This is a genomic window from Pseudomonas sp. SIMBA_041 (genome assembly GCF_046535095.1).
GTDB lineage: Bacteria > Pseudomonadota > Gammaproteobacteria > Pseudomonadales > Pseudomonadaceae > Aquipseudomonas > Aquipseudomonas mucoides.
In genome coordinates this window covers 49,806-73,264 of the sequence record NZ_JAWRXJ010000002.1, presented here as the reverse complement: position 1 = coordinate 73,264, position 23,459 = coordinate 49,806, and the positions used below count along the sequence as shown (strand labels likewise).

The 23,459-nt window shown below is 58.1% G+C and carries 19 protein-coding genes and 1 pseudogene; 15 read left to right on the top strand and 5 right to left on the bottom strand.

What is annotated here, in order from left to right; all coding sequences use genetic code 11:
- Positions 1 to 24: 24 nt before the first annotated feature.
- Positions 25 to 443 (top strand): annotated as a pseudogene (locus tag SB725_RS04010) (REP-associated tyrosine transposase).
- A gap of 166 nt (positions 444 to 609) precedes the next feature.
- On the opposite strand, the gene SB725_RS04005 reads toward SB725_RS04010, so the two are convergent.
- A complete protein-coding gene (locus tag SB725_RS04005; RefSeq protein WP_027922404.1) occupies positions 610 to 1,215 on the bottom strand; it encodes a TetR/AcrR family transcriptional regulator in 606 nt (201 codons plus the stop codon).
- A 134-nt stretch (positions 1,216 to 1,349) separates the two neighbouring features.
- Between SB725_RS04005 and SB725_RS04000 the strand changes: the two genes are divergently transcribed.
- Positions 1,350 to 2,264 carry a DUF808 domain-containing protein gene (locus SB725_RS04000; protein WP_410921310.1) on the top strand — a complete coding sequence of 305 codons (915 nt, stop codon included), beginning with the start codon at positions 1,350 to 1,352 and terminating at the stop codon, positions 2,262 to 2,264.
- Positions 2,265 to 2,448: 184 nt separating this feature from the next.
- Here SB725_RS04000 and SB725_RS03995 read toward each other — a convergent pair whose 3' ends face one another.
- Both SB725_RS03995 and SB725_RS03990 read right to left on the bottom strand, forming a co-directional pair.
- Complete coding sequence (locus SB725_RS03995) at positions 2,449 to 3,237, bottom strand: VacJ family lipoprotein (protein ID WP_027922406.1); 789 nt, start codon at positions 3,235 to 3,237, stop codon at positions 2,449 to 2,451.
- A complete protein-coding gene (locus SB725_RS03990) occupies positions 3,230 to 4,528 on the bottom strand; it encodes a serine/threonine protein kinase (protein ID WP_027922407.1) in 1,299 nt (432 codons plus the stop codon). Before SB725_RS03990 ends, SB725_RS03995 begins: the two co-directional genes overlap by 8 nt.
- Positions 4,529 to 4,751: 223 nt before the next feature.
- Between SB725_RS03990 and SB725_RS03985 the strand changes: the two genes are divergently transcribed.
- On the top strand, positions 4,752 to 5,120 hold the full coding sequence (locus tag SB725_RS03985) for a hypothetical protein (RefSeq protein ID WP_027922408.1): 369 nt from the start codon (positions 4,752 to 4,754) through the stop codon (positions 5,118 to 5,120).
- Between the two features lie 124 nt (positions 5,121 to 5,244).
- Here SB725_RS03985 and SB725_RS03980 read toward each other — a convergent pair whose 3' ends face one another.
- The gene (locus SB725_RS03980; RefSeq protein ID WP_027922409.1) at positions 5,245 to 6,840 is read right to left on the bottom strand and encodes a beta-1,6-glucan synthase; all 1,596 of its coding nucleotides are present in this window, start codon (positions 6,838 to 6,840) and stop codon (positions 5,245 to 5,247) included.
- A gap of 300 nt (positions 6,841 to 7,140) precedes the next feature.
- Here SB725_RS03980 and SB725_RS03975 point away from each other — a divergent pair, with 300 nt between their 5' ends.
- The 3 genes from SB725_RS03975 (at position 7,141) to SB725_RS03965 (ending at position 10,164) form a co-directional block, all read left to right on the top strand.
- The gene (locus SB725_RS03975) at positions 7,141 to 7,992 is read left to right on the top strand and encodes a glycine betaine ABC transporter substrate-binding protein (protein WP_027922410.1); all 852 of its coding nucleotides are present in this window, start codon (positions 7,141 to 7,143) and stop codon (positions 7,990 to 7,992) included.
- 205 nt (positions 7,993 to 8,197) lie between these two features.
- A complete protein-coding gene (locus SB725_RS03970) occupies positions 8,198 to 8,509 on the top strand; it encodes a DUF485 domain-containing protein (RefSeq protein ID WP_027922411.1) in 312 nt (103 codons plus the stop codon).
- Positions 8,506 to 10,164: a cation acetate symporter gene (locus SB725_RS03965; RefSeq protein WP_027922412.1), complete on the top strand. Its 1,659-nt coding sequence runs from the start codon at positions 8,506 to 8,508 to the stop codon at positions 10,162 to 10,164. The genes SB725_RS03970 and SB725_RS03965 overlap by 4 nt, the downstream gene beginning before the upstream one ends.
- A gap of 273 nt (positions 10,165 to 10,437) precedes the next feature.
- On the opposite strand, the gene gltA is transcribed toward SB725_RS03965, so the two are convergent.
- Positions 10,438 to 11,727, bottom strand: coding sequence for a citrate synthase (gene gltA, locus SB725_RS03960; protein ID WP_007945132.1), 1,290 nt, complete (start codon positions 11,725 to 11,727; stop codon positions 10,438 to 10,440).
- Between the two features lie 363 nt (positions 11,728 to 12,090).
- Here gltA and sdhC point away from each other — a divergent pair, with 363 nt between their 5' ends.
- From sdhC to sucD, 9 genes are all read left to right on the top strand, one after another.
- A complete protein-coding gene (gene sdhC, locus SB725_RS03955) occupies positions 12,091 to 12,465 on the top strand; it encodes a succinate dehydrogenase, cytochrome b556 subunit (RefSeq protein ID WP_027922413.1) in 375 nt (124 codons plus the stop codon).
- Positions 12,459 to 12,827 (top strand): succinate dehydrogenase, hydrophobic membrane anchor protein, encoded by a 369-nt coding sequence (gene sdhD, locus SB725_RS03950; protein WP_027922414.1) that lies wholly within the window; start codon positions 12,459 to 12,461, stop codon positions 12,825 to 12,827. Before sdhC ends, sdhD begins: the two co-directional genes overlap by 7 nt.
- A 3-nt stretch (positions 12,828 to 12,830) precedes the next feature.
- Positions 12,831 to 14,606 carry a succinate dehydrogenase flavoprotein subunit gene (gene sdhA, locus SB725_RS03945; RefSeq protein ID WP_027922415.1) on the top strand — a complete coding sequence of 592 codons (1,776 nt, stop codon included), beginning with the start codon at positions 12,831 to 12,833 and terminating at the stop codon, positions 14,604 to 14,606.
- An 11-nt stretch (positions 14,607 to 14,617) separates the two neighbouring features.
- Entirely contained in the window at positions 14,618 to 15,322 is a 705-nt protein-coding gene (locus tag SB725_RS03940) for a succinate dehydrogenase iron-sulfur subunit (RefSeq protein ID WP_010456852.1), read from the top strand.
- Between the two features lie 261 nt (positions 15,323 to 15,583).
- Positions 15,584 to 18,415 carry a 2-oxoglutarate dehydrogenase E1 component gene (locus SB725_RS03935; protein WP_027922416.1) on the top strand — a complete coding sequence of 944 codons (2,832 nt, stop codon included), beginning with the start codon at positions 15,584 to 15,586 and terminating at the stop codon, positions 18,413 to 18,415.
- A gap of 42 nt (positions 18,416 to 18,457) precedes the next feature.
- A complete protein-coding gene (gene odhB / locus SB725_RS03930; protein WP_010456848.1) occupies positions 18,458 to 19,678 on the top strand; it encodes a 2-oxoglutarate dehydrogenase complex dihydrolipoyllysine-residue succinyltransferase in 1,221 nt (406 codons plus the stop codon).
- A 97-nt stretch (positions 19,679 to 19,775) separates the two neighbouring features.
- Positions 19,776 to 21,212, top strand: a complete 1,437-nt coding sequence (gene lpdA / locus SB725_RS03925; RefSeq protein ID WP_027922417.1) for a dihydrolipoyl dehydrogenase — start codon at positions 19,776 to 19,778, stop codon at positions 21,210 to 21,212.
- A gap of 198 nt (positions 21,213 to 21,410) precedes the next feature.
- Positions 21,411 to 22,577 (top strand): ADP-forming succinate--CoA ligase subunit beta, encoded by a 1,167-nt coding sequence (sucC, locus tag SB725_RS03920; RefSeq protein WP_007898980.1) that lies wholly within the window; start codon positions 21,411 to 21,413, stop codon positions 22,575 to 22,577.
- On the top strand, positions 22,577 to 23,458 hold the full coding sequence (sucD, locus tag SB725_RS03915) for a succinate--CoA ligase subunit alpha (protein ID WP_027922418.1): 882 nt from the start codon (positions 22,577 to 22,579) through the stop codon (positions 23,456 to 23,458). The genes sucC and sucD overlap by 1 nt, the downstream gene beginning before the upstream one ends.
- Position 23,459 lies beyond the last annotated feature (1 nt).

Below are 23,459 nucleotides of genomic sequence, written 5' to 3'. Positions count from 1 at the left end.
AACTCATCGTGAAGGGGCAATGGATTGCCTGATCTTCCCGCATCACATCGCCTGCGAGCCGGCCGCTATGCCGAGCCCAATAGAATCTATCTACTGACCACCAACACACTTGATCGAGCCCCGATCTTTGCCGATTTCGCTTTGGGCAGATTGGTGGCTCATCAATTTCGGCGGGCGCAAGAACTCGAATTAGCGAACTCACTGGCTTGGGTTGTCATGCCTGATCATTTTACTGGTTGGTCGAACTGGAAAATTGTTCGTTCAAAAAACTGATGCGCGAAACCAAGTCATTGATTGCGCGAGAAGTGAATATTTCCATCAACAGGAAAGGACCGCTTTGGCAGCAGGGTTATCACGACCGGGCACTGCGGCGGGAAGAGGATCTGGTGAAAATGGCGCGATATGTGGTGGCTAACCCATTACGGGCGGGGTTGGTCGAATAGATTGGCGACTATCCGCTTTGGGATGCCATTTGGATTTGATCTGACACTGAGTTGCCTCCATCGCTGGCAAGCCAGCTCCTACAAGTTTTTGCGTTGGACACAAATAGTGTGAACGACGCAAAACTCTGTGGGAGCTGGCTTGCCAGCGATGGCCGCAGCGCGGTGGTCAGTCCGGCTCACACCCCTTCAACACCAACCGAATGATCGTCTGCGCTGCCGCCTCATAATCGGCCTCATCCAGCTTGGCCTTGCCAGTAATCGCCGTGATTTGCCAGTCAAAGTCGGCATAGGTCTGGGTCGCGGCCCAGATGCTGAACATCAGGTGGTTGGGGTCGATGGCGGCGATCTGGCCGCGGTCGATCCAGGTCTGGATGCAGTCGATGTTGTGCTTGGCCTGGCTGTTGAGCTGTTCCACCAGGTCGGCGCTCAGGTGCGGGGCGCCGTGCATGATTTCGCTGGCGAACACTTTCGAGGCGAACGGCAAGTCGCGGGAGATGCGAATTTTCGAGCGAATGTAGCCGCTCAGTACTTCGCTGGGCTCGCCTTCAGGATTGAATGGTGTCGAGGCCTGCAGAATCGGCTCGATGATACTTTCCAGGACCTCGCGGTAGAGGTTTTCCTTGGATTTGAAGTAGTAGTAGACGTTGGGCTTGGGCAATCCCGCCTTGGCTGCGATGTCACTGGTTTTGGTCGCAGCGAAGCCCTTGTCGGCAAATTCTTCACTGGCGGCACGCAGGATCAGTTCTTTGTTGCGCTCGCGGATAGTGCTCATAAACCAGGGGGTTCCTTGCCTGTTCTGGCGGTTGCGCATGGTATCACCGGCCTCGCGCGGCGCTCAAGAATGCCCCGTGTGGCACTCGGCCGCGCTATGCTGCGCAGCATTCATTCAAGAAGGAAACCTGATTCATGGCAGGAAGCAGTTTGCTGGTGCTGATCGATGACATCGCCGCGGTACTCGACGATGTGGCATTGATGACCAAAATGGCCGCCAAGAAGACCGCCGGTGTGCTCGGCGACGATCTGGCGCTCAACGCCCAGCAGGTCAGCGGCGTGCGGGCCGAGCGGGAAATCCCGGTGGTCTGGGCCGTGGCCAAGGGCTCGTTTCGCAACAAACTGATCCTGGTGCCGTCGGCCTTGGCCATCAGCGCGTTCATTCCGTGGCTGGTGACGCCGTTGTTGATGGTCGGCGGCGCTTACCTGTGTTTCGAAGGTTTCGAGAAGCTCGCGCACAAATTCCTGCACAGCAAGGCTAAAGACCAGGCCGAACATGCGGAACTGGTCGAGGCTGTCGCTGATCCGGCGGTCGATCTGGTGGCGTTCGAACAGGACAAGATCAAAGGCGCGGTACGCACCGATTTCATCCTGTCGGCAGAAATCATCGCCATCACCCTCGGCACCGTGGCAGATGCCTCACTGACCCAGCAAGTGATCGTGCTCTCGGGCATTGCCATTGTCATGACCATCGGCGTGTATGGCCTGGTGGCGGGCATCGTCAAACTCGACGACCTCGGTTTGTGGCTGACCCAAAAGCCTGGGCAGATGGCGAAAAGCATCGGCGGCGGCATTTTGCGAGCCGCGCCTTACATGATGAAAAGCCTGTCGGTGATCGGTACGGCGGCGATGTTCCTGGTCGGTGGCGGGATCCTGACCCACGGCGTGCCGGTGGTTCATCACTGGATCGAAAGCGTCAGCGCCGGGGCGGGCGGTGCCGAGTTTATCGTGCCGACGTTGCTGAACGCGGTGGCGGGGATTGTCGCGGGTGCGGTGGTGTTGGCGGGCGTGATGGTTGCCAGCAAGGTCTGGAAAGCGCTGAAAGGCTAAAGCCAAACGCTGTCCAACTGTAGGAGTGAGCCTGCTCGCGATAGCGCTGGGTCAGTCAGTAGAGATTTTGACTGTGCTGACCTCATCGCGAGCAGGCTCACTCCTACAGGGGATTTGTGGTGTGGCGGGAATGTAAAAAGGCCATTCGACTCGCATCGAATGGCCTTTTTTGTTGCCGCCGGATTTACTCGGCGATCTGCAACTTGCGCGCCTCGGTGTACACGAACCGCACTTTTTCGTACTCGAATGGCGAGTTCAGCTGGCCATAACGGAAGTTGGTCTGGTTGCGTTTATCGATGCCGCGCAGGATCCAGACTTCCGGATGGTTGGAGCTGACTTCAGAGACGTTCAGGTAGTTGATCTCCGACTCGACGGTGAAGTCGACCGCCAGGCCACCGGTGTCGCGGATGTTCGACGGGCCGAGGATCGGCAGGACGAAGTAGGCACCGCCGGGTACACCGTAGAAGCCAAGTGTCTGACCGAAATCTTCGCTCTGGCGCGGCAGGCCCATGGCGGTGGCTGGGTCCCACAGGCCAGCGATGCCGATGGTGGTGTTGAGCAGCAGGCGCGCCGAGGTTTCCATCGAACGCTTGCCCTTGAGCTGCAGCAGGCTGTTCACCAGGTTCGGCACGTCGCCGAGGTTGTTGAAGAAGTTGCTCACGCCGGTACGCAGGAAGCTTGGCGTGACGTAGCGATAGCCATCGACTACGGGCAGGAACACCCATTGGTCGAAGCGGTAGTTGAAGTGGTACACCCGGCGGTTCCATTCTTCCAGCGGGTCATAGACGGCCAGTGCGTTGAGTGTCGAGCGTTCGAACTCGCGCTGGTCCAGCCCCGGGTTGAACTTGAGTTTGCTCAACGGCTCCTTGAAGCCGTCATTGTCGATCACGACGGGGGCGTTGGCCTTGCTGTTGTCGGCATTGGCGACGCCTGCACAGAGTAACGCAGCGATTAGCAGGAGATATTTAGCCACGGAAGAACTCCAGCATGGCGTCGCTGTTGACGCGGTAGTTAAGGTTGCCGCAATGGCCGCCGAGTGGATAAACGGTCAAGCGATCGCCGAAGGTCTTGCGCAGGAAACCGAGGTCGCCAGGGCCCAGGATCACGTCGTCGGCGTTGTGCATCACAGCGATTTTCGGGCTGTCGTGCAGGTAGTCCTTGAGTGCATAAAGACTGACCTGGTCGATCAGTTGCAGCAGGCTGCCGCCGTCGGTGCGGGCGCGCCACATCGGGATGACCTGTTCGGTGATGTAGCAGTCGAAGTCGCACTGCAGCGCACGCTTGAGGAACGGCGTGAGGCTGGTGCCTTCGGTGATCGGGAATTTCGGCGGGGTGATCAGGCCGCGACGGTTGATCAGGTCCGAGGTGAAGGCAATGTCGGCCGCCGAGAAGCGGAACGAGGTGCCGATCAGCATGGCCATCTGTTCGTTGGTCAGGTGCTGCTTGGACTGCTGGAAGTCATAGAGCAGGGCATCGTTGAGGTCGATGTAGCCTTTTTGCTGGAAGTAGCGGGTCAGTTTGTTCAGTACCAGCTCATAGAACGTGGTGCTGCTGGTGATGCCCTTGACCTCGGTCTGGACCAGCTTGTCCAGGTTGGTGATCGAGGTGTACAGGTTCACCGGCGGGTTGAGCAGCAGGACTTTCTTGAAGTTGAAGCTGCGGCGGGTCTCGTCCAGGTGCGCAACGAAGGCTGCGTCCAGTGCACCGAGGCTGTAGCCGGTCAGGTAGTAGTCGGTGACCGGCACTTTCGGGTTTTGTGCCCGCACGGCCTGCATCACCCGGTACATGTCTTCGGCGTCTTCCTTGGTGATGCCCGGTGTGGCGAAGCGTGAAGCGGCGCTGATGAAGTCGAAACTGGTCGGCGACGACAGTTGCACCACGTGGTAGCCGGCCTGGTAGTAGAGCTTTTTCAGGTACTCGTTGAGGCTGCTGTCATAGCGCGCGCCGGTACCGGCAATCAGGAAGATCAGCGGTGCGGCTTTGTCTTGTGTGGCGATGCGATAGGTGAGCTTCTTCACAGGCCAGAAATTGTCTGGCAGTTCGAATGCACGCTCCGGGCGCAGCGTGATGCTGCGGTCGCTCTGATTGATGTCCTCGTCCAGCGGCAATTTCGGACGCAGGTCCGGAGGCGTCGTGGCGATGGTCGCCTCGAACGGATTGCTCAAGGGGTAGCCATAGCTGGCGGCGTCGATATCGACCGCCAGTGCGGACGCACTCAAAATAAGGCCGCCAAAGAGGGCGGCGAAGCGCAAGAAGCGGAGCATGACTAGATCCCTTAGAGGAAGGTGCCGAATGAAGTTCGCAGGCTATGACCATCGGTGTTGCGCCAAAGTGCCACGCAGCGGCACCAAAGAGGCGTATTTCCGGATAATAGTCGCTGGACGATACACTTTGCAGCCATTTCGTTACCAGTTTTCTGTTACCCGCGTTTGCATCCCGCTGGCGGGGGATTAAGCTGGCCGCCGTTTTCGCTTATTGGAGTGTTTCATGTCCCGCCGTCTGCCCGTGGTTTTACTGCTCGTTTTGCTGCCGTTATGGCTGGCCGCCAGTTACGGCGCGCGTTATGGCTTCATGGAGGATGCGCAGTGGGTCGGCATCTGCGTGGACGAGGCGAGCCGTTGGGAATGTGGGGTTCGTTCGAACCTGGGCTTGATGATTCACTTCGCCGTGTTGGGTTGGGCGGCGATTGCGGCGGCGGTGCTCGGCTTCGTCCTTCCGGGCCGGGCCGGGTGGTGGCTGGCGGTGCTGGCGCTGGTGTTCGGGTTTCCGGCGTTGGCGTTGTACAACACGACTTTGGCGGTTTTTGCGGTGGTGATTGCGGGGCTTCGGTTGGTCCGGGCGTCTCGTAGCGCCTGATTAATGGTCATCGCGGGCAAGCCACGCTCCCACAGGGTTCTCCGGCGAATACAGCATTTGTATACGACAGAAAACCCTGTGGAAGCGTGGCTTGCCCGCGATGGGCCAGTAGCTTCTCTGAAGATTAAGCCTTGCGAACCCGCAAGCTGCGCCACAACGCCGCAACCATCAACACACTCACCAGCGCCCAGCCCCAGGCCTGCTGGTTCTGCAAGCCTTCACGGTACAGTTGCGGCGCAATGCCTGCACCAATGATGAAGGTCAGCAATGCAATCTCCCGACGTGGCACGCTCACCGGACGGCACAGGTAAACCAGTGCCGGCAGGATGAATGCCACGCTCGGGAAGCTGCGATAACGCGGATCGAATACCAGTTCCAGCATCATCACCGCTGCGGCGAACCCCGCCGTCGCGAGCAACCAGCCCGCCTGACGTTCCAGCATATTGAATGCCTGCTCACGCCAACCGGTGCGAGCGCTCAACGTCAGCGCGGCGTGGGCCAGCACTAACAGGTTCAACGCCGTCAGCAGCGCCACCCACAACCATTCGCTGGCAAACCGCGTGGTGACGCGAGCCAGGTCACCCCAGGCGCCAATCGAGCACGCCGCCAATGCGCCGAGCAGTGGTAGCACCAGCGCCGCGCGAGTGCTGCGAACGCGGCCACCGAGCATCAGCGTCACGAGAAAGATTACGCCGCCCACGGCCAGCCATTGCGACCAGTACGGCACGTTCGACACCGGTCCGGCCAGCACGCCTTTGTCCTGACGATCCGCGTCAAACAGCCCCCAGTAACCGCCGACCGCACCTTCGCTGGCACGCTTCCACGGCTGGTCAAACGCTTCGATCAAGTTGTAGTGCCAGCCTTGTTGCTCGGCCATGATCACAAAAGAACGAATGAACTTGGCTTCATTGACCCGGCTCGGCAGGGCGGTTTCACGTTGACGGCCTTCGCTCGGCCAGCCGGTTTCGCCAATCATCACGTCCTTGGGCGCGAATTTGTTGCCGAACACCTGACGCACTTCCGCCACATGTTGCAGGGCTGCGTCGATGTTCGAGGGATCATCTTCCCAGTACGGCAGCAAATGGATGGTCAGGAAATCCACTGCCGGGGCGATTTCCGGGTGCTTGAGCCAGAACTCCCAGACGTCGGCGTAAGTGACAGGCTGTTTGACCTGGCTTTTGACCTTGTTAATAAGCTTGGCCAGTTGCGCGCCGGTGACCTCTTTGCGCAGCAAGGTCTCGTTGCCGACGATGACGGCGGTCACCACGTCAGCGTTGGCATTTGCCGAGGCGATCAACAGGTCGACTTCTTTCTCGGTATCGACCGGGTTGCTGTTGACCCAGGCACCGATCATCAACTTCAAACCATGCTTGCGCGCCAGATCAGGCAGCGCCTCCAGGCCGGTCATGGAGTAGGTGCGGATGCATTCGAAGCTTTTCGCCAGCAGTGCGAGGTCGGCGTCCATGCGCTCGGGGCGCAATTTGAACGGCTGATCGAACGGCGATTGATCCTTGTCGAACGGGGTGTAGGAGGCACATTGCAGCTTGTGCGTCGCGCTGGCCACGTCCGGCAGGATCACCGGTTTGCCGAGGCCGTACCAGAAGCCGCCGAAGGCAAACAACCCCAGAAGACAGGCGAATAGATAAGCAAAAAAAGGAAAGCGTGATGTCGCGGGCATGGTCAGGCCGTCTGGGAGCAAAGCCGCGCATGTTACCTGCATTTGTCCCGGGTCAGGAGACCTGCATAATTTTGACATGCAAAGTTCGGGCGGACTGGCCGGAGCGTTTCCGCTGCTCAAGATTAATGGCGTTCTGATGTCGTTTCTCGATGCCTTGAGGTCGCTGACAGAGCAGGTCGCGGTTGTCGTCAGGTTGATGATCGACGCATCAGTGCACCCATAGATAAATCACGCTGATGGTCGGACGAGTTTGCGGTGGGCGTGATGGGGGCGCTGTGCACCATAACAATACGTTGACGCGACTCGGCATCCGTCGAGCGCAGCACTTTCGGGGAAGTAACGATGAAGATGCGACGACTTTTAGGCGCAGGTGCCGCTCTGGTGCTTGCGATTGGCTCCACCATGGCCAGCGCCGAGAGCAAGACCCTGAGCATCGGTTACGTTGACGGTTGGTCCGACAGCGTCGCGACCACTCACGTAGCGGCCGAAGTGATCAAACAGAAACTCGGTTATGACGTTAAGCTGCAAGCCGTCGCCACCGGGATCATGTGGCAAGGCGTGGCCACCGGCAAACTCGACGCCATGCTGTCGGCCTGGCTGCCAGTGACGCACGGTGAATACTGGGCCAAGAACAAGGACCAGGTCGTCGATTACGGTCCGAACTTCAAAGATGCAAAAATCGGTTTGATCGTGCCTGAGTACGTCAAAGCCAAGACCATCGACGATCTGAAAACCGACGACAGCTTCAAAAAACGCATCGTCGGCATCGACGCCGGTTCAGGCGTGATGCTCAAGACCGAACAGGCCATCAAGGATTACGATCTGACCGGGTATCAACTCAAGGCCAGTTCCGGCGCCGGCATGATTGCCGAGCTGACCCGTGCCGAGAAGAAAAACGAATCCATTGCCGTGACCGGTTGGGTGCCGCACTGGATGTTCGCGAAGTGGAAACTGCGCTTCCTCGACGATCCGAAAGGCGTTTATGGCGCTGCTGAAACTGTAAACAGCATCGGCAGCAAAGAACTCGCCACCAAGGCACCGGAAGTGGCCAAGTTCCTGAAGAACTTCCAGTGGGCGTCGAAAGACGAAATCGGCGAGGTCATGTTGGCGATCCAGGATGGCGCCAAGCCGGAAGCCGCGGCGAAAGATTGGGTAGCCAAACACCCGGAGCGTGTGGCCGAGTGGACCAAATAATTTGAGCTGACGTGTCTGGTCAGCACCTCTGAAGGCCGCTTGGCATCACCGCCAAGCGGCCTTTTGCGTTTCTCTGCGGGCGTGTCTGCTGGAAAATGGCGATTCTGTCATGTCGTTCTAATACTAAGGTCGTCTGGAACCTGTTCCGCAGCCGCATAGAGTGGATAACGTTCCAACTTTAATCTGTGCTGCGAGGATAAAAACAATGAACGACAGCATTTACCTCTCGATTCAAAACAGCCCGCGCTTCAAGGAGCTGGTTAGCAAGCGAGAAAAGTTCGCCTGGATTCTTTCGGCGATCATGCTTGGGCTTTACTCCGGATTCATTCTTTTGATTGCTTACGGGCCGCATGTGCTGGGGGCGAAAATCGGCCCTGAGTCTTCGATTACCTGGGGGATACCGATTGGTGTCGGGCTGATTCTCTCGGCCTTTATCCTGACTGCAATCTACGTACGACGCGCCAATGGCGAATTCGACGACCTGAACAATGCGATTCTCAAGGAGGCTCAGCAATGATCCGGCGTCTGATGGCTCTATTGAGCATTGCGGCGTTTGCGCCGGGTGCGTGGGCGGCTGAAGCCCTGACGGGTGAAGTGCACAAACAACCGCTCAACGTTTCCGCGATCCTGATGTTCGTGGCGTTTGTCGGCTTGACCCTGTGCATCACTTATTGGGCTTCCAAGCGCAACAACTCGGCCGCTGACTACTATGCGGCGGGCGGCAAGATCACCGGTTTCCAGAACGGTCTGGCGATTGCCGGTGACTACATGTCCGCGGCGTCCTTCCTGGGTATTTCCGCCCTGGTGTTCACCTCCGGCTACGATGGCCTGATCTACTCGATCGGCTTCCTGGTGGGCTGGCCGATCATTCTGTTCCTGATCGCCGAACGCCTGCGCAACCTGGGCAAATACACCTTTGCCGACGTGGCGTCCTACCGCCTTGGGCAAACCCAAATCCGCACGCTGTCCGCGTGTGGTTCGCTGGTGGTGGTGGCGTTCTACCTGATTGCGCAAATGGTCGGTGCCGGCAAGCTGATCCAGCTGCTGTTCGGTCTCGACTACTACGTTGCGGTGATCCTGGTCGGTATCCTGATGTGCATGTATGTGTTGTTCGGCGGCATGCTGGCGACCACCTGGGTGCAGATCATCAAGGCTGTGCTGTTGCTGTCCGGTGCCTCGTTCATGGCGCTGATGGTGATGAAGCACGTCAACTTCGACTTCAACATGCTGTTTTCCGAGGCGATCAAGGTTCACCCTAAAGGTGAGGCGATCATGAGCCCCGGCGGTCTGGTGAAAGACCCGATCTCGGCGTTCTCCCTGGGCTTGGCATTGATGTTCGGTACCGCTGGCCTGCCGCACATTCTGATGCGCTTCTTCACCGTGAGTGACGCAAAAGAAGCGCGCAAGAGCGTGCTGTATGCAACCGGCTTCATTGGTTACTTCTACATCCTGACCTTCATCATCGGCTTCGGCGCGATCCTGCTGGTCAGCACCAACCCGGCCTTCAAAGATGCGGCGGGCGCGCTGTTGGGCGGCAACAACATGGCGGCGGTGCACCTGGCCAACGCGGTGGGTGGCAGTATTTTCCTGGGCTTCATCTCGGCGGTCGCGTTTGCAACCATCCTGGCGGTCGTGGCTGGCCTGACGCTGGCAGGTGCTACGGCGGTGTCTCACGACCTGTACGCCAGTGTGATCAAGAAGGGCAAGGCTAACGACAAGGATGAAATCCGCGTTTCGAAGATCACCACCATCGCCCTGGGCGTGTTGGCGATTGGCCTGGGCATTCTGTTCGAAAGCCAGAACATCGCGTTCATGGTGGGCCTGGCGTTCTCCATCGCGGCGAGCTGCAACTTCCCGGTGCTGCTGCTTTCCATGTACTGGAAGAAGCTGACCACTCGCGGTGCGATGATTGGTGGCTGGTTGGGTCTGGTGAGTGCCGTCGGTTTGATGGTGCTCGGGCCAACCATCTGGGTGCAGATCCTGCATCACGAGAAGGCTATCTTCCCGTATGAATACCCGGCGTTGTTCTCGATGGCGATTGCCTTTGTCGGGATCTGGTTCTTCTCGATCACTGACAAGTCGACCGCGGCTGATAACGAGCGCGCGCTGTTCTTCCCTCAGTTTGTGCGTTCGCAGACAGGGTTGGGGTCGAGCGGGGCGGTTTCCCACTAAGGCTTCAAGTTGGGTTATGTAAGTTGCGTTAAACAGAAATGCCCCGGTCGAGAGATCGGGGCATTTTTGTTTGTCCCCAGGTTGGGAGGCGTGGTGTCAGGGCTGACACCTTCGCGAGCAGGCTCGCTCCTACAGGGGATGTGTGTACGACACCTAACTCCTGTAGGAGTGAGCCTGCTCGCGATGGCGATAGTGCAGGCACAAACAAAAACGGCCTCTATATAAATAGAGGCCGTTTCCGGTGCAGCTTAAGACGTTATCGCAAGACAGGTCTTATTTGCGGTCTTCCAGCTTGGTGATGTCACGCGACTCGTAGCCGGTGTACAGCTGGCGCGGGCGGCCAATCTTGTACGGGCTGGAGAGCATTTCTTTCCAGTGGGAGATCCAGCCGACAGTCCGCGCCAGCGCGAAGATCACGGTGAACATGCTGGTTGGAATGCCGATCGCCTTGAGGATGATCCCCGAGTAGAAGTCGACGTTCGGGTACAGCGAGCGTTCGATGAAGTACGGGTCGGTCAGGGCGATCTCTTCCAGGCGCATGGCCAGTTCGAGTTGCTTGTCGTTCTTGATGCCCAGTTCCTTCAACACTTCGTCGCAGGTCTGCTTCATGACGGTAGCGCGTGGATCGCGGTTTTTGTAAACCCGGTGACCGAAGCCCATCAGTTTGAACGGATCGTTCTTGTCCTTGGCCTTGGCGATGTACTTGTCGATGTTCGAGACATCGCCAATTTCATCGAGCATGGTCAGAACGGCTTCGTTCGCACCGCCGTGGGCAGGGCCCCACAGCGCAGCGATGCCGGCGGCGATACAGGCGAACGGGTTGGCTCCCGAAGAGCCGGCCAGACGAACGGTAGAGGTCGATGCGTTTTGCTCGTGGTCGGCATGGAGGATGAAGATCCGGTCCATGGCCTTGGCGAGCACCGGGCTGATCGGTTTGATCTCGCACGGGGTGTTGAACATCATGTGCAGGAAGTTTTCCGCGTACGTCAGGTCGTTGCGCGGGTACATCATGGGTTGACCCATGGAGTACTTGTAAACCATCGCTGCCAGGGTCGGCATCTTGGCAACCAGGCGGATCGCGGAGATTTCGCGATGCTGCGGGTTATTGATGTCGAGGGAGTCGTGGTAGAAGGCCGAGAGGGCGCCGACTACGCCGCACATGACGGCCATTGGGTGGGCGTCGCGACGGAAGCCGTTGAAGAAGGTCTTCAGCTGCTCGTGAACCATGGTGTGGTTCTTCACGGTGCTGACGAACTGGGCCTTCTGTTCTGCGGTCGGCAGTTCGCCGTTGAGCAGCAGATAGCAGGTTTCCAGGTAGTCCGACTTTTCAGCCAGCTGTTCGATCGGGTAGCCGCGGTGCAACAGAATGCCGTTGTCGCCGTCGATATAGGTGATCTTCGACTCGCAGGAAGCTGTCGACATGAAACCAGGGTCAAAGGTGAAACGGCCCGTGGCCGTCAGGCCCCGAACATCGATAACATCGGGACCAACGGTGCCGGTTAAAATGGGCAGCTCGACGGGGGCTGCGCCCTCGATGATCAACTGCGCTTTTTTGTCAGCCATGTGGCCTCCTATTTATGCTTGAAATCATCAGACAGACCCCCCACGCAGGGCCCGCACCACTATAGTGAGATAAATTCGAATGTCAATTTGCCTAAAGTCTTGCTCCAGAAGGCTTTAACCGGACTTTTTCCTCGAAATTGACTGCCATTTACGCCTTTTATCCAACTTGTGCAATCAGCTATTAGGGGAAGGTGAACGCGTTGTCATTAGTAGCCTAACTGTCTATACTCGGCCTCCGACCGCCAGGGGCTTTTGGGCCTGCTTTATTGGGGGTCGCACTCCCTGGGTGGTGGGTACCTGACCAGTGCACTCCCCAACAACTTTGCCCTGATTGTTAGGGGCTCTTCAGTGTGAAAAAAAGCCGTGAATAGCCAACGACCTGTAAACCTAGACCTAAGGACCATCAAACTCCCAGTCACTGCTTACACGTCCATTCTTCACCGAATCTCCGGTGTCATCCTCTTTGTCAGCCTGGCCATCATGCTTTATGCATTGGACAAGTCGCTGAGCTCCGAGGAAGGCTTCGGTCAGGTGAAAGCGTGTCTGACCAGTCCGCTAGCCAAGCTAGTGATTTGGGGAATCCTGTCCGCCTTGCTGTATCACCTGGTAGCCGGTGTGCGCCATTTGATCATGGACATGGGCATCGGCGAGTCGCTTGAAGGCGGCAAACTGGGCTCGAAAATCGTTATCGCCGTTTCCGTGGTGGTAATCGTTCTGGCAGGAGTTTGGATATGGTAACTAACGTCACGAACCTGTCGCGTTCGGGCCTCTATGACTGGATGGCACAACGTGTGTCTGCGGTCGTTCTCGCGGCTTATTTCATTTTCCTGATCGGATACGTCGTTGCCCATCCAGGCATCGGCTACGCCCAATGGCATGAACTGTTCGCAAGCAACTGGATGCGTATTTTCAGTCTCCTGGCCCTCGTTGCCCTTGGCGCTCACGCCTGGGTCGGCATGTGGACCATCGCGACCGACTACCTGACGCCAATGGCGTTCGGCAAGTCCGCGACTGCGATACGTTTCCTCTTCCAGGCAGTATGCGGCGTCGCGATGTTCGCGTACTTCGTCTGGGGTGTGCAGATTCTTTGGGGTATCTGATTCATGTCTACTACAGTTAATACGCTTTCGTTCGACGCCATCATCATTGGCGGCGGCGGTGCTGGCATGCGCGCTGCGCTGCAGCTGGCACAAGGTGGTCACAAGACTGCCGTCGTTACCAAGGTTTTCCCGACTCGTTCGCACACTGTATCCGCCCAGGGTGGCATCACCTGCGCCATCGCCTCGGCAGATCCGAACGATGACTGGCGCTGGCACATGTACGATACCGTCAAGGGTTCCGACTATATCGGTGACCAGGACGCTATCGAATACATGTGTTCCGTAGGCCCGGAAGCGGTGTTCGAGCTCGAGCACATGGGGCTGCCGTTCTCCCGTACCGAACAGGGTCGCATCTATCAGCGTCCGTTCGGCGGTCAGTCGAAAGACTTCGGTAAAGGTGGCCAGGCTGCCCGTACGTGCGCCGCTGCTGACCGTACCGGTCACGCGCTGCTGCACACCCTGTACCAGGCCAACCTGAAGGCCGGCACCGTATTCCTCAACGAATACTACGGCGTCGACCTGGTGAAGAACGAAGACGGTGCCTTTGTCGGCATGATCGTCATCTGCATCGAAACCGGCGAAACCTCCTACGTCCGCGCTAACGCCACCGTTCTGGCGACTGGCGGTGCAGGCCGTATCTACTCGTCCACCACCAACGCCCTGATCAACACCGGTGACGGCGTCGGCATGGCTCTGCGTGCTGGCGTGCCGGTACAAGACATCGAAATGTGGCAGTTCCACCCAACCGGCATCGCCGGCGCCGGTGTACTGGTGACTGAAGGCTGCCGCGGTGAAGGCGGTTACCTGATCAACAAGCACGGCGAGCGTTTCATGGAGCGTTATGCTCCGAACGCCAAAGACCTTGCAGGTCGTGACGTTGTTGCCCGTTCGATGGTTAAAGAAATCATCGCCGGCAACGGTTGCGGTCCGGATGGCGACCACGTAATGCTGAAACTCGATCACCTCGGTGAAGAAGTTCTGCACAGCCGTCTGCCAGGCATCATGGAACTGTCCAAGACCTTCGCCCACGTCGATCCAGCCGTGGCGCCGATTCCGGTCGTTCCAACCTGCCACTATATGATGGGCGGCGTGGCCACCAACATTCATGGCCAGGCAATCACTCAAGACGCTGACGGCAAGGACCAGATCATTCCTGGCCTGTTCGCTGTAGGCGAAGTGGCGTGCGTATCGGTTCACGGTGCCAACCGTCTGGGCGGCAACTCGCTGCTCGACCTGGTGGTATTCGGTCGTGCCGCCGGCCTGTTCCTGGAGCAGACCCTGAAAGAAGGCGTCGACTACGCTCGCCCTCGCCAGTCCGACATCGACGCAGCCCTGGCGCGTCTCGATGGCCTGAACTCGCGTACCGAAGGTGAAGACGTCGCTACCCTGCGTAAAGAACTGCAAAGCTGCATGCAGAACTACTTCGGTGTGTTCCGTACCGGCGAATACATGCAGAAGGGTATCGCCCAGCTCGCTGACCTGCGTGGCCGTATCGCCAACGTCAAGATCAACGACAAGAGCCAGGCGTTCAACACCGCTCGTATCGAAGCGCTGGAACTGCAGAACCTGCTGGAAGTGGCCGAAGCTACTGCCATCGCTGCAGAGATCCGCAAAGAGTCCCGCGGCGCTCACGCCCGTGAAGACTACGAAGACCGCGACGACGAAAACTGGCTGTGCCACACCCTGTACTTCCCGGGTGACAAGCGCGTAACCAAGCGTGCTGTGAACTTCTCGCCGAAGACTGTTCCGACTTTTGAACCTAAGATTCGGACTTATTAAGGGTGGCCGCCATGTTGCAAGTCAGTGTTTATCGCTACAACCCTGATCAGGACGCCGCGCCGTTCATGCAGGAATTCCAGGTCGATACCGGTGGTAAAGACCTGATGGTGCTGGACGTGCTGGCCCTGATCAAAGAGCAGGACGAAGGTTTCTCCTATCGTCGCTCTTGCCGTGAAGGTGTTTGCGGTTCCGACGGCATGAACATCAACGGCAAAAACGGTCTGGCCTGCGTCACGCCGCTGTCTTCTGTCGTAAAAGGTAACAAGCTGATCGTTCGTCCGCTGCCAGGTTTGCCGGTTATCCGTGACCTGGTCGTCGATATGAGCATCTTCTACAAGCAATACGAGAAGGTTAAGCCATACCTGCAGAACGACACGCCGGCTCCGGCCATCGAACGTCTGCAGACCCCAGAAGAGCGTGAAAAGCTTGACGGTCTGTACGAGTGCATCCTGTGCGCTTGCTGCTCGACTTCTTGCCCGTCCTTCTGGTGGAACCCGGACAAGTTCCTGGGTCCAGCTGCTCTGCTGCAAGCGTATCGCTTCCTGGCCGACAGCCGCGACACCAAGACTGCCGAGCGTCTGGCTTCGCTGGATGACCCGTTCAGCGTATTCCGCTGCCGCGGGATCATGAACTGCGTCAACGTCTGTCCGAAAGGCCTGAACCCGACTAAGGCCATCGGTCACGTACGTAACATGCTGCTGCAAAGCGGCGTGTGATTCAGCTGCTGTAACTGCAAGACCGTTGTACCGAAGATGCTACGGCGCAGGCTTCAACCGGCGCCGTAGTCTTAACCTGAGCAGCAGCCCATAAAGCTGCGGCTCTTATTTTGAAGAAATGAGACAAGCAGGGGCATCCGGGCTGGTACCCGGACTATCAGCGTGATCCTAAGTGGCTTGTTTTGGTCGCTGCATTCGGACTTCTGCAAGTTTGCTCGGTGTCGACGCCGGTGGTGTTCCCCTAACCGAGGGTGACCAAGCATGCAAGAAAGCGTGATGCAGCGCATGTGGAACAGCGCCTACCTATCCGGTAGTAACGCTGCCTATGTGGAAGAGCTCTACGAGCTCTACCTGCACGACCCTAACGCTGTGCCAGAAGAGTGGCGCACCTACTTCCAGAAGTTGCCGGCTGACGGCAACACTGCCACCGATGTTTCGCACTCCACAATTCGCGATCATTTCGTCTTGCTGGCAAAGAACCAGCGCCGCGCACAACCGGTTTCCGCCGGCAGCGTGAGCAGTGAGCACGAGAAGAAGCAAGTTGAAGTGCTGCGATTGATCCAGGCCTACCGTATGCGTGGCCACCAGGCAGCCCAGCTTGATCCGCTGGGGCTGTGGCAGCGTCCTGCACCTGCAGACCTGTCAATCAATCATTACGGCTTGACCAATGCCGATCTTGATACGACCTACCGTGCCGGCGACCTGTTCATCGGCAAAGAGGAGGCGAGCCTACGCGAAATTCACGAAGCGTTGCAGCAGACATATTGCCGCACCATCGGCGCTGAATTTACGCATATCACCGATTCCGAGCAGCGCCAGTGGTTCCAGCAGCGTCTGGAAAGCGTACGCGGCCGTCCGACTTACTCCGCCGACATCAAGAGCCACTTGCTCGAGCGCGTCACCGCCGGCGAAGGTCTGGAAAAATACCTGGGCACCAAATACCCGGGTACCAAGCGTTTCGGCCTGGAAGGCGGCGAGAGCCTGATTCCAATGCTCGACGAGTTGATCCAGCGTTCCGGTTCCTACGGCACCAAGGAAATCGTCATCGGCATGGCCCACCGTGGTCGTCTGAACGTATTGGTCAACACCTTCGGCAAGAACCCGCGCGAGCTGTTCGACGAGTTCGAAGGCAAGAAGAAGGTCGAGCTGGGTTCCGGTGACGTTAAATACCACCAGGGCTTCTCGTCCAACGTGATGACCGCCGGCGGTGAAGTTCACCTGGCCATGGCGTTCAACCCGTCCCACCTGGAAATCGTTTCCCCGGTGGTTGAAGGTTCGGTTCGCGCCCGTCAGGATCGTCGTAACGACCCTACCGGTGAGAAGGTTCTGCCGATCTCCATCCACGGTGACGCTGCATTCGCAGGTCAGGGCGTGGTCATGGAAACCTTCCAGATGTCGCAGACCCGTGGTTTCAAGACCGGCGGTACTGTTCACATCGTGATCAACAACCAGGTGGGTTTCACCATCAGCAACCCGCTGGACTCGCGCTCCACCGAGTACGCGACCGACGTTGCGAAAATGATCCAGGCGCCGATCCTCCATGTGAATGGTGATGATCCGGAAGCCGTATTGTTCGTGACCCAGCTGGCCATCGACTACCGCATGCAATTCAAGCGTGACGTGGTGATCGACCTGGTCTGCTACCGTCGTCGTGGCCACAACGAGGCCGACGAGCCAAGTGGCACCCAGCCAATCATGTATCAGCAGATCACCAAACAGCGCACCACCCGTGAGCTGTATGCCGATCGTCTGACCCAGGCCGGCGTGCTGGACGTTGAGCGTGTTCAGGCGAAAGTCGACGAATACCGCAATGCGCTGGACAACGGTCTGCACGTGGTAAAAAGCCTGGTCAAAGAGCCGAACAAAGAGTTGTTCGTGGACTGGCGTCCGTATCTGGGCCACGCCTGGACCGCGCGTCACGACACGCGTTTCGATCTGAAAACCTTGCAGGAACTGTCCGCCAAGCTGCTGGAAATTCCGGAAGGCTTCGTGGTTCAGCGCCAGGTCTCGAAAATCTACGAAGACCGTCAGAAAATGCAAGCCGGCGGCCTGCCGATCAACTGGGGTTACGCCGAAACCATGGCGTACGCGACCCTGGCGTTCGAAGGTCACCCGATTCGCATGACGGGTCAGGACATCGGTCGCGGTACGTTCTCGCACCGTCACGCTGTCTTGCACAACCAGAAAGACGCGGGCACCTACATCCCGCTGCAAAACCTGTACAAGGGCCAGCCACGTTTCGACCTGTACGATTCGTTCCTGTCCGAAGAAGCCGTGCTGGCGTTCGAATACGGTTACTCGACCACCACGCCTGAGGCGCTGGTGATCTGGGAAGCCCAGTTCGGCGACTTCGCCAACGGTGCCCAGGTGGTTATCGACCAGTTCATCACCAGTGGCGAGCACAAGTGGGGCCGTCTCTGCGGTCTGACCATGCTGCTGCCGCACGGTTATGAAGGTCAGGGGCCGGAGCACTCGTCGGCTCGTCTGGAGCGTTACCTGCAACTGTGCGCCGAGCACAACATTCAGGTAGCCGTACCGACCACGCCGGCTCAGATCTACCACTTGCTGCGCCGTCAGGTGATTCGCCCGCTGCGCAAGCCATTGATCGTTCTGACTCCGAAGTCGCTGCTGCGTCACAAACTGGCTATTTCGACCCTGGAAGATCTGGCCGAAGGTTCGTTCCAGACCGTGATCCCGGAAATCGACGCCCTGGACCCGTCCAAGGTCGAGCGCATTGTTCTGTGTAGCGGCAAGGTCTACTACGACCTGCTGGAAAAACGCCGTGCCGAAGGTCGTGACGACATCGCCATCGTGCGTATCGAGCAGCTGTACCCATTCCCTGAGGACGACTTGAAAGAAGTCCTGGCTCCTTACACCAACGCCAAACATGCCGTCTGGTGTCAGGAAGAGCCGATGAACCAGGGTGCCTGGTACTGCAGCCAACACCACTTGCGTCGTAGCATCAGCAATCTCAACAAGTCTCTCGTACTCGAGTACGCGGGCCGTGAGGCTTCTGCTGCACCTGCTTGTGGTTATGCGTCGATGCACGCTGAGCAGCAGGAAAAACTGCTGCAAGACGCCTTTACTGTTTAACGCCTTCGCGCACCTGAAACCGAATTTAAGGACCCACAGATAATGGCTATCGAAATCAAAGCCCCCACCTTCCCGGAATCGGTTGCCGATGGCACCGTTGCCACCTGGCACAAAAAGCCGGGCGACGCTGTAAAGCGTGACGACCTGATCGTCGACATCGAAACCGACAAGGTTGTGCTGGAAGTGTTGGCGACTGCTGACGGCGTACTGGGCGCTATCGTCAAGAACGAAGGCGACACCGTTCTGTCCGACGAGGTCCTGGGCTCCATCGAAGCGGGCGGCGCTGCTGCTGCCCCGGCTGCCGCTGCTGCTCCGGCCGCTGCACAAGCTGCTGCTCCAGCCGCTGAAGGCGAAGACGATCCTGTTGCTGCACCGGCTGCTCGCAAGCTGGCTGAAGAAAACGGCATCAACATCGCTTCCGTTGCCGGTACTGGCAAAGGCGGTCGTGTGACCAAGGAAGACGTGGTTGCAGCGGTTGCTGCCAAGAAAGCCGCTCCGGCTGCCGCGCCAGCCAAGGCTGCTGCACCTGCTGCCGCTGCTCCTGTGTTCGCCGCTGGCGACCGCATCGAGAAGCGCGTTCCGATGACCCGCGTTCGCGCTACCGTGGCCAAGCGCCTGGTAGAAGCTCAGTCGAACATGGCGATGCTGACCACTTTCAACGAAGTCGACATGACCGAAGTCATGGCCCTGCGTTCGAAGTACAAGGACCTGTTCGAGAAGTCCCACAACGGCGTACGCCTGGGCTTCATGTCGTTCTTCGTGAAAGCGGCCACCGAAGCGCTGAAACGCTTCCCGGCTGTCAACGCGTCGATCGACGGTGCTGACATCGTTTACCACGGCTACGCCGACGTTGGTGTTGCTGTTTCCAGCGACCGTGGTCTGGTTGTACCGGTTCTGCGTAACGCCGAACTGATGAGCCTGGCTGAAATCGAAGGCGGCATCGCTACCTTCGGCAAGAAAGCCCGTGATGGCAAACTGTCGATGGACGAAATGACCGGCGGCACGTTCACCATCACCAACGGTGGTACCTTCGGTTCGATGATGTCGACCCCGATCGTCAACCCGCCGCAAGCGGCTATCCTGGGCATGCACAACATTCTGCAGCGTCCGATGGCGATCAACGGTCAGGTCGTTATCCGTCCGATGATGTACCTGGCTCTGTCCTACGATCACCGTCTGATCGATGGCAAAGAAGCTGTGACCTTCCTGGTTACCATCAAGAACCTGCTGGAAGACCCGGCTCGTTTGTTGCTGGATATCTGATAGAAGCAGCCGCGAGCTGCAAGCTTCAAGCTGCAAGAAATGGCAGTTTGGCTTGTAGCTTGCGGCTTGAAGCTTTTCGCTAAAGAGGATTTTTTGAATGTCGCAGAAATTTGACGTAGTAGTGATCGGCGCGGGCCCTGGCGGCTACGTAGCTGCCATCAAAGCAGCTCAGCTGGGTCTCACCACCGCCTGCATCGAGAAGTACACCGACAAAGAGGGCAAACTGGCCCTCGGCGGTACTTGCCTGAACGTCGGCTGCATTCCATCCAAGGCGCTGCTGGACAGCTCCTGGAAGTTCCACGAAGCCCAAGACGGCTTCGCGATCCACGGTATCAACCACGCTGGCGTGACCATGGACGTGCCAGCAATGGTCGGCCGTAAAGCCAACATCGTCAAAGGCCTGACTTCGGGTGTTGCCACCCTGTTCAAGGCTAACGGCGTGACCTCGATCCAGGGCCACGGCAAACTGCTGGCTGGCAAGAAAGTCGAAGTCACCAAGCCTGACGGTTCGGTAGAAATCATTGAAGCCGAGAACGTGATTCTGGCTCCAGGTTCGCGTCCGATCGACATTCCACCCGCTCCGGTTGACCAGAATGTGATCGTCGATTCGACTGGCGCGCTGGAATTCCAGTCCGTACCTAAGCGTCTGGGCGTGATCGGCGCTGGCGTGATCGGTCTGGAACTGGGTTCGGTCTGGTCCCGTCTGGGCGCAGAAGTGACCGTTCTTGAAGCGCTGGACACCTTCCTGATGGCCGCTGACGCTGCCGTTTCCAAGGAAGCGCTGAAAACCCTGACCAAACAGGGTCTGGACATCAAGCTGGGCGCTCGCGTGACCGGTTCCAAAGTGAACGGCGACGAAGTCGTTGTGAACTACACCGATGCCAACGGCGAACAGAACATCACGTTCGACAAGCTGATCGTAGCCGTTGGTCGCCGTCCGGTGACCACTGATCTGCTGTCCGCTGATTGCGGCGTGACCCTGGACGAGCGCGGTTTCGTGCACGTTGATGATCACTGCGCCACCACCGTACCGGGCGTCTACGCCATCGGGGACGTGGTTCGCGGCATGATGCTGGCACACAAGGCCTCGGAAGAGGGCATCATGGTCGTCGAGCGCATCAAGGGCCACAAAGCCCAGATGAACTATGATTTGATCCCTTCGGTTATTTATACTCACCCGGAAATCGCGTGGGTGGGTAAAACCGAGCAGGCCTTGAAGGCTGAAGGCGTTGAAGTTAACGTTGGCACCTTCCCGTTCGCAGCCAGTGGCCGTGCCATGGCAGCCAACGATACCGGCGGTTTCGTCAAAGTCATCGCCGATGCCAAGACTGATCGCGTATTGGGCGTCCACGTGATTGGCCCGAGCGCTGCAGAACTGGTTCAGCAGGGCGCGATCGGTATGGAATTCGGCACCAGCGCTGAAGACCTGGGCATGATGGTTTTCTCCCATCCGACCCTGTCTGAAGCCTTGCACGAAGCTGCTCTGGCAGTGAATGGCGGCGCCATTCACATCGCCAACCGCAAGAAGCGTTAAGACACAATAAGAAACCACGGCGGTATGGCCCGTCGTGAGCCTTGCATGCAAGTCTCACCGCGGAATATCCGCTGGACGCAGTCTTGCGTAGCTGCACCGGTTGTCCGGAAAGGCTACGCAAGCAGCAGTCACAGGTGGTGCGGCACTTGAACAAGTGCAGCACCGAATGCGCAGTACCTAACGAAGACGGTAATAAGCATGAATCTTCACGAGTATCAGGGTAAGCAGCTGTTCGCTGAATACGGCCTGCCAGTTTCCACCGGTTACGCAGTAGACACCCCGGAAGCAGCAGCAGAAGCTTGCGACAAAATCGGCGGCACCGAGTGGGTTGTCAAAGCCCAGGTTCACGCTGGTGGTCGCGGTAAAGCGGGCGGCGTTAAGCTGGTTCGCAGCAAAGAAGACGCTAAGGCATTCGCACAGCAGTGGCTGGGCAAGCGTCTGGTGACTTACCAGACTGACGCCAATGGTCAGCCAGTCACCAAGATCCTGGTTGAATCGTGCACTGATATCGCTAAAGAGCTGTACCTGGGCGCTGTCGTTGACCGTTCGAGCCGTCGTATCGTGTTCATGGCTTCCACCGAAGGTGGCGTGGACATCGAGAAAATCGCTCACGACACTCCAGAAAAAATTCTGAAAGCCACTATCGATCCACTGGTTGGCGCTCAGCCATTCCAGGGTCGCGAGCTGGCATTCCAGTTGGGTCTGGAAGGCAAGCAAGTTGCTCAGTTCGCCAAGATCTTCGTAGGTCTGGCCAAGCTGTTCAAGGATCACGACCTGGCTCTGCTGGAAGTGAACCCGCTGGTGATCAAGGCTGACGGCGATCTGCATTGCCTCGACGCCAAGATCAACATCGACGCCAACGCCATGTACCGTCAGCCTAAGCTGAAGACTTTCCACGATCCGTCGCAAGACGATCCGCGCGAAGCGCACGCTGCCAAGTTCGAACTGAACTACGTAGCACTGGAAGGCAACATCGGTTGCATGGTCAACGGTGCTGGCCTGGCCATGGGTACCATGGACATCGTCAACCTGCATGGCGGCAAACCAGCCAACTTCCTCGACGTGGGCGGCGGTGCTACCAAAGAACGCGTTACCGAAGCGTTCAAGATCATCCTGTCCGACACTAACGTCGCTGCAGTATTGGTCAACATCTTCGGCGGCATCGTTCGTTGCGACATGATTGCCGAAGGCATCATCGGCGCAGTGAAAGAAGTCGGCGTGAAAATCCCGGTTGTTGTTCGCCTTGAAGGCAACAACGCTGAGCTGGGCGCTAAAGTACTGGCAGAAAGCGGTTTGAACATCATCGCTGCTACCAGCCTGACCGACGCTGCTCAACAAGTCGTTAAAGCTGCGGAGGGCAAATAATGAGCGTCCTGATCAATAAAGACACCAAAGTTATCTGCCAGGGTATTACCGGTTCGCAAGGTAGTTTCCACACCCAGCAAGCGCTCGAATACGGCACCAAGATGGTTGGCGGCGTAACTCCGGGCAAAGGCGGCACCGAGCACCTGGGTCTGCCAGTGTTCAACACCGTGAAAGACGCTGTAGCTGCCACTGGCGCCACCGCCAGCGTGATCTACGTTCCGGCTCCTTTCTGCAAAGACTCGATCCTGGAAGCAGCCTTCGGCGGCATCAAGCTGATCGTTTGCATCACTGAAGGCATTCCTACCCTGGACATGCTGGACGCTAAAGTTAAGTGCGACGAGCTGGGCGTAGTCCTGATCGGCCCTAACTGCCCAGGCGTGATCACTCCAGGCGAATGCAAGATCGGCATCATGCCAGGTCACATTCACTTGCCAGGCAAGGTCGGTATCGTTTCCCGTTCCGGCACCCTGACCTACGAAGCTGTTAAGCAGACTACTGACGCCGGTTTCGGTCAGTCGACTTGCGTCGGCATCGGCGGTGACCCGATCCCGGGTTCGAACTTCATCGACATCCTGAAGCTGTTCCAGGAAGACCCGAAGACCGAAGCGATCGTGATGATCGGTGAGATCGGCGGTTCGGCTGAAGAAGAAGCGGCTGCCTACATCAAGGCACACGTGACCAAGCCGGTTGTTTCCTACATCGCTGGTGTGACTGCCCCTGCAGGCAAGCGCATGGGCCATGCTGGCGCAATCATCTCTGGCGGCAAGGGCACTGCAGACGAGAAGTTTGCTGCCCTGGAAGACGCAGGCGTTAAAACCGTGCGTTCGCTGGCAGACATCGGCAAGGCTTTGTCCGAGCTGACCGGTTGGGCGATGAAGTAAG